The organism is Methylobacterium sp. AC832 (assembly GCF_979256025.1).
The window spans coordinates 181,244-187,936 of sequence record NZ_CEEDMV010000007.1 but is presented as its reverse complement, the minus strand read 5'-3'; the positions used below and the strand labels follow the sequence as shown (position 1 = coordinate 187,936).

Annotated in this window: 6 protein-coding genes and 1 riboswitch; of the genes, 4 read left to right on the top strand and 2 right to left on the bottom strand. The window is 65.8% G+C overall.

What is annotated here, in order from left to right:
• Together AC0IXR_RS21015 and AC0IXR_RS21010 are read left to right on the top strand one after the other, a co-directional pair.
• On the top strand, positions 1–1,713 hold a 1,713-nt coding region (locus AC0IXR_RS21015; RefSeq protein ID WP_471762001.1), incomplete at its 5' end, for a DNA translocase FtsK.
• A 243-nt stretch (positions 1,714–1,956) separates the two neighbouring features.
• Complete coding sequence (locus tag AC0IXR_RS21010) at positions 1,957–2,868, top strand: LolA family protein (protein WP_311275459.1); 912 nt, start codon at positions 1,957–1,959, stop codon at positions 2,866–2,868.
• A 245-nt stretch (positions 2,869–3,113) separates the two neighbouring features.
• Here the strand turns inward: AC0IXR_RS21010 and AC0IXR_RS21005 are convergent, their stop codons facing one another.
• The gene (locus AC0IXR_RS21005; RefSeq protein ID WP_471761999.1) at positions 3,114–3,854 is read right to left on the bottom strand and encodes a lysophospholipid acyltransferase family protein; all 741 of its coding nucleotides are present in this window, start codon (positions 3,852–3,854) and stop codon (positions 3,114–3,116) included.
• Positions 3,855–3,993: 139 nt separating this feature from the next.
• Here AC0IXR_RS21005 and AC0IXR_RS21000 point away from each other — a divergent pair, with 139 nt between their 5' ends.
• Together AC0IXR_RS21000 and AC0IXR_RS20995 are read left to right on the top strand one after the other, a co-directional pair.
• Positions 3,994–4,803 carry an exodeoxyribonuclease III gene (locus tag AC0IXR_RS21000; protein WP_471762011.1) on the top strand — a complete coding sequence of 270 codons (810 nt, stop codon included), beginning with the start codon at positions 3,994–3,996 and terminating at the stop codon, positions 4,801–4,803.
• A 307-nt stretch (positions 4,804–5,110) separates the two neighbouring features.
• A riboswitch (SAM-I-IV-variant riboswitch) is annotated at positions 5,111–5,222 on the top strand.
• 50 nt (positions 5,223–5,272) lie between these two features.
• Positions 5,273–6,322, top strand: coding sequence for a threonine aldolase family protein (locus AC0IXR_RS20995; RefSeq protein ID WP_471761998.1), 1,050 nt, complete (start codon positions 5,273–5,275; stop codon positions 6,320–6,322).
• A gap of 48 nt (positions 6,323–6,370) precedes the next feature.
• On the opposite strand, the gene AC0IXR_RS20990 is transcribed toward AC0IXR_RS20995, so the two are convergent.
• Positions 6,371–6,670 carry a hypothetical protein gene (locus AC0IXR_RS20990; RefSeq protein WP_471761997.1) on the bottom strand — a complete coding sequence of 100 codons (300 nt, stop codon included), beginning with the start codon at positions 6,668–6,670 and terminating at the stop codon, positions 6,371–6,373.
• Positions 6,671–6,693: the final 23 nt, after the last annotated feature.

Below are 6,693 nucleotides of genomic sequence, written 5' to 3'. Positions count from 1 at the left end.
GACGGGAGCCGGGGCTTCCTCCATCTCGACCGGTGCGGCGGCTTCGGGGACGGCCGGCACACGCCGATGTCCCTCGTCGAGAACGAGGATTACGAGCACCCCTCGCTGGAATTGCTGGCCGAGCCGCCGGTGACCGGCACCGAGGAGGTCGATGCCGACGTGCTGGAGCAGAACGCGCTGAACCTCCAGCAGACGGTGCAGGATTTCGGCGTGCGCGGCGACATCCTCGCCGTCCGCCCCGGCCCTGTCGTGACCCTGTACGAACTGGAGCCGGCCCCCGGCACCAAGTCGAGCCGCGTCATCGGCCTCTCGGACGACATCGCCCGCTCGATGTCGGCTGTCTCGGCCCGCGTGGCGGTGGTGCCCGGCCGTAACGTCATCGGCATCGAACTGCCCAACGAGACCCGCGAGACCGTCTACCTGCGCGAGCTGTTGTCCTCGGCCGATTTCTGCATCAGCAAGCACAAGCTCGCCCTCTGCCTCGGCAAGAATATCGGCGGCGAGCCGATCATCGCCGATCTCGCCAAGATGCCCCACCTGCTGGTGGCCGGCACCACGGGCTCGGGCAAGTCGGTGGCGATCAACACGATGATCCTGTCGCTCCTCTACCGGATGAAGCCGGAAGAGTGCCGCCTGATCATGGTCGATCCCAAGATGCTGGAACTGTCGGTTTATGACGGCATCCCGCACCTGCTCTCCCCCGTCGTCACCGATCCGAAGAAGGCGGTCATCGCCCTCAAATGGGCCGTGCGCGAGATGGAAGAGCGCTACAAGAAGATGTCCAAGATCGCGGTCCGCAACATCGACGGCTACAATGCCCGGATGGCGGAAGCGCGGGCCAAGGGCGAGATCATCACTCGCGAGATCCATACCGGCTTCAACCGCGAGACCGGCCAGGCCGTGTTCGAGACGGAGGAGATGGACCTCTCGGCCCTGCCCTACATCGTCATCGTGGTCGACGAGATGGCCGACCTGATGATGGTGGCGGGCAAGGACATCGAAGGCGCGATCCAGCGTCTCGCGCAGATGGCGCGCGCAGCCGGCATCCACCTCATCATGGCGACGCAACGCCCCTCGGTGGACGTCATCACCGGCACGATCAAGGCGAACTTCCCGACCCGGATCTCCTTCCAGGTTACCTCGAAGATCGACAGCCGGACGATCCTCGGCGAGATGGGCGCCGAGCAGCTGCTGGGCCAGGGCGACATGCTGTTCATGGCCGGTGGCGGACGCACCACCCGCGTCCACGGCCCGTTCTGCTCGGATTCGGAAGTCGAGAGCGTGGTCGCCCACCTGAAGCGCCAGGGCCGGCCGTCCTATCTCGAAGCCGTCACCGTGGACGAGAACCCGCCCGAGGAGAAGCCGGCCAAGGCCTCCAAGGCCGACAAGGCGGCGGCCGCCGAAGTCGAGGAGATCGACGCGCCGATCTTCGATGCCGGGGCCTATGCGGGCGGCGGGATCGATGCGGGTGCCGACCTCTACGACCAGGCGGTGCAGGTGGTGATGCGGGACCGCAAGGCCTCCACCAGCTACATCCAGCGCCGCCTGCAGATCGGCTACAACCGCGCCGCCTCGATCATGGAGCGGATGGAGGTCGAGGGCATCGTGGGCCAAGCCAACCACGCCGGCAAGCGCGAGATCCTGATGGAAACCGCGCCGTCCAGCATGGGGTCGATCTCCATGTCCTCGTCGATGATGGACGACGACGAGTGAGACGTGATCCGCTGGACCGATTCCGTCGAACCGGCTGATCATCGAAGAACGAGATGTACCGCGGGTACCCTCTCCCACACGGGAGAGGGAGCCCCGCGGCGACCGCTCGATCCGAGGCGATCGAGCGGAGAACGGTGTGAGTACCGTCCGTCTCCCTTTTGGGGCGAGGGAGGTCCCGTCCCATATTCGCCACAGGGTCGAGTTCTAAGCCGAACCCCACCCGACTTCGGAGAACGCCCCAGGATGACCGGCCGACGCCACCTTCTCGCCGCCGGCTCGCTCCTCGTGCTGGCGGCCAGCCTCCAACCCGTGCCGGCCACGGCGCAGGTCTCGTCCTTCCTCGACGGCCTGTTCGGCCGCAAGGAGCAGCCCGCGCCGGCCCCCGCTCCCGAGCCGGAAGCGCCCCCGGCCGCTCCCACCGCGCCGAAGAAGCCGGCGGCCCAGGCGCCCAAACCGGCCAAGGACGCCAAGGCGGGGGCGGACAAGGCCGCCTCCGGCGCGAAACCCGCCGCGAAGGCTGCGCCCTCGGACGCGCCCGCCAAGGTCGCCGCCGTCGGCGCCCCCACCGCCGCGTCGTCCATGCTGGATGCCGAGCCCGCCGCCGTGCTCGCCCAGGCCAATGCCTATTTCAACGGCATGACCACGCTCAGCGGCAACTTCGTCCAGATCGCCGCCGATGGGCGCCGCATCGGGGGCAAGCTGACGCTGGCCAAGCCTGGCCGCCTGCGTTTCGACTACGACCAGCCCTCCCCCATGGAGGTGGTGGCGGACGGCACGTCGGTGGCGGTGAAGGACCGCAAGCTGAAGACCCAGGACCTCTACTTCATCTCGCAGACGCCGCTGAAATTCCTGCTGCGCGATAAGATCGACCTTGCCCGCGACCTCACCGTGTCGGACATCGCCAACGATCCGGGCGGCATCCGCATCTCGCTGGAGGACCGGGCGACACTGGGCGGTACCTCGAAGATCCAGCTGTTTTTCGACGCCGAGGTGAAGACGCTCAGCCAGTGGCGGATCACCGATCCGCAAGGCTACCAGACCACGGTCCAGCTCTCGAACCTGCAGAAGGGCAAGGCCATCGACGGCAGCCAGTTCTTCATCAATTACGGGCGCAGCGAAGACAAGGCGATGGAGAAGCAGATCAAGGCGCAGTGATCGCGAGCGCCTCCCTTCTCCCCTGTGGCTCCTGGATTCATACATCTGCTCTTGCGGAGCCGAGCGCGTCCCTCTCCCCCTTGTGGGGAGAGGTTAGGAGTGGGGGTGGCTCCGCCAGCCTCCGAAGGATCAGGGTCGCCCCACCACCCCCACCTCCAGCTCCTCCCCAAAAGGGGGAGAAGGGCGGCGCATCCCGCTGAAAAGCGTGGATCTGATAAGCCCGCAGTGGGGAAGGCTTTTTTCGATTACGACGCTTGAAGGCTCATTTCCGGGTTGCCGCTCCGCCAACGGTTCAGCTCGGCATCGATCGCGTCTTGCGTGCCCCGCATGAACTCTCCGCCCGAGAGGCCCGGCTTCAGGGTTTCCAAGTAGCTCACCACCACCGTCCCGGGAATGTGGCGCGAGCCGCCATGCGGCCAGTACAGGCCCGAATTCACCGCCACCGGCAGGACGGGCAGACCGAGCTTGGCATAGAGCAGCTCGACCCCGCGCTTGAACTGCACCGGCGCGTCGATGGTGCTCCGGGTGCCTTCCGGGAACATCAGGATGGAGCGGCCTTCCGCGATGGCGAGGCGGCTCTCGTCGATCATCGTGCGCAGGGCCTGGGTGCCGTTGGCCCGGTCGATGATGATCATCGGCGAGCGGCGCAGGAACCAGCCCACGATGGGGATCGCCACGAGTTCGCGCTTGGCCACGATGGCGACGTTCGGGATCAGGATGAGAAAGGCCAGGGTCTCCCAGGCCGATTGGTGGTTGGCCACGATCAGGCACGGCTCGGAGGGGATGCGTGCGCGCCCCTCCTCCACATAGGTCAGGCCGACGATGTGACGCAGGCCGAACAGGATGCCGCGCGACCACAGCCGCGTCGCCGCACGGATCGGCCGTGTCGGGCAACCGAGGATCGCGAGCACCACGAGGGGCAGCGCGAAACAAGCGGTCCAGGCGGCCCAGTAGATATTGAAAAGCGCAGAGCGGGTGCGCGACACGACGGGCGATCCTTCCAGTATCTACGACGGCGCATTCCTCTCGACGATGGAACGCGGCAATTGTGCGGCGACGGGCGGGCCGATCCAGTCTATCGAAGCGGTCGGTCCCGATCCTTATGACATATGTGAGCTAGACCCGTTGCGCCTCTCCGTCACCACCTGGAACATCAATTCGGTGCGGCTGCGCATCGATCTCGTCCTTCGGTTTCTCGCCGAGGTGAAGCCCGATGTACTCTGCCTGCAGGAGACGAAGTGCCCGGACGATGCCTTTCCCCTCAAGGCCTTGCGCGGCTCGGGCTACGAGAACGTCGTGTTCGCCGGCCAGAAGGGTTATAACGGCGTCGCCATCCTGTCGCGCTTTCCCCTGCTCACCCGCGACGTCATGGCCTTCTGCGGGAAGCCGGATGCCCGCCACATCTCGGCGGCGCTCGGGCCGGAGGCGGGCGCTGCCGCCGGCTTCGTGATTCATGACTTCTACGTTCCGGCCGGCGGCGACGTTCCGGATGCCGGCCTCAACCCGAAATTCGCCCACAAGCTCGATTTCCTCCGCGACCTGCGTGAATGGGGCGGGCGGCGCATGGCCGGCCCGGCGATTCTGGTGGGCGACCTCAACGTGGCGCCGCTCGAGCACGACGTCTGGTCGCACAAGCAGCTTCTCTCCGTCGTCAGCCACACGCCGGTAGAAACGGAAGCGCTGGAGCTCCTGCGTGGTGAGGCCGGCTGGATCGATACCGCCCGCGTCCTGACGCCTGAGCCGGAGAAGATCTACACGTGGTGGAGCTACCGCTCGCCCGACTGGTCCGCCGCCAACAAGGGGCGTCGCCTCGACCATGTCTGGGTCTCGCCGGATCTCGACGGCACCGCCCGCGCGGTGGACGTCTTCCGCGAGGCACGCGGTTGGGAGCGTCCCTCCGACCATGTCCCGGTCACGCTGACACTGGAGCTCTGACGGGCCGTCGCATCCCATCTGTGAAGCCGGCCAAGGAACGCAACGCCGGGCCGATCATTGCTCTCCAGACAGGCGGCTCCGGATGGAGCCGTATCTTCTTCCCTTTCCGGAGTGTCGCGCATGCGCAAGCTGATCCTCGCCTTCCTTCTCCCCAAAGTCGTCTCCTACCTCCGTCGCCGCTATTCCGGTCGCTCGGGTCGCCCGACGGCCTGAAGGTAGTTCCCCGCCCGTCCTTCGAGTGTCGGAGGACGGGCGGCAACCATCACTCTCGTCGCGTTGCGGCTGGCCCCGCGCGCTGTTAAGCTTCCCTTTGCATCAAGAGTCGCGGCGACGCCCGACGCCAACCTGCTGATCCGAGCAAGGTGGAGCCCTCATCGACTGGAGGGGATGTGGCCGAACCGGCAACGAAACGGGTTTCGCCACGCGTCGCTTCGGCTTTCCTGCGGGACCGACGGAAGGCGAAGCGACGATGAAGACCGAACCCCAGCAATTCGCCAGCGACAATTACGCCGGCATCTGCCCCGAGGCCTGGGCCGCCACCGAAGCGGCCAATGGCGGTTCGGTGCCCGCCTATGGCGAGGATGCCTGGACGAAGCGGGCATCGGACGCGTTCCGCGATCTGTTCGACAAGCCGGATGCGGAGGTGTTCTTCGCCTTCAACGGTACCGCCGCGAACTCCCTGGCGCTGGCCTCCCTGTGCCAATCCTACCATAGCGTCATCTGCTCGGCCTCGGCCCATGTGGAGACCGACGAGTGCGGCGCGCCGGAGTTCTTTTCCAACGGCTCGAAACTGCTGGTGGCGGCGAGCGCCGACGGCAAGCTTACGCCCGCCCTCATCCGCGGGCTCGCCTCCGGCCGCTCGGACATCCACTTCCCCAAGCCCCGGGTCGTGACGATCACACAGCCAACCGAGACGGGGCAGGTGTATTCGCTCGACGAGATTCGGGCGATCTCCGCTGCCTGCCGTGACCTTTGTCTGCGCCTCCATATGGACGGCGCACGCTTCGCCAATGCTTGCGCCAGCCTCGGCTGCGAGCCCGCGGAGATGACTTGGAGGGCTGGCGTCGATCTGCTCTGCTTCGGTGGCACCAAGAACGGAATGGCGGCAGGCGAGGCGATCCTGTTCTTCGATCCTACCCTCGCCGAGGATTTCGGCTATCGCTGCAAGCAGGCGGGTCAGCTCGCCTCGAAGATGCGCTTCCTCACCGCCCCTTGGGTCGGAATGCTGGAAGGCGGCGCCTGGCTCCGCAACGCGGCCCATGCCAATGCCTGCGCGCAACGCCTCGCCGCTTCGGTGGCGGAATGCCCCGGCTTCACCGCCATGTTCCCGGTGGAGGCCAATGCGGTGTTCCTGAAGGCCTCCCCCGAGCGGCTGGAGGCTTTGCGGAAGAGGGGGTGGCGTTTCTACACGTTTATCGGCGGAGGCGCCCGGTTCATGTTCGCCTGGGATTCCGATCCGGATCGGATCGACGCCCTGGTTCGGGACATCCGCGGCGTGAGCGAGGCGCTGACGGCCTGATTCGTCAGGCGCTTCCATCGAGCCACCCGAGGAAGCAGTTGGAAAGTCTCAGTCGGGCTTTGTTGGCGTGGGCATCGCCGCCGTGAATTCCTTGACTGCAGCCTGGGTCTGTAGCTCCACCAGATTCTTCATATCCACCGGAACGACGCACCAGACGATGGCGGCGATGAATAAAGCTGCTGCGATCGTGTACGAAAACGTTTCAAACACACCCAGCCATCCGAGTAAGGGGGGGACTAGACTAAGGATCAGTGAAATGAATGCTGAATGGAATAAGTAGTAGCTTGCGCCAAATGTTAGTGCCGCGAAGGCTATTGGCTTCAGGATTCTTGCGGCGATTCTATCCATTGTGTTTCCGTCGATATGGCAGA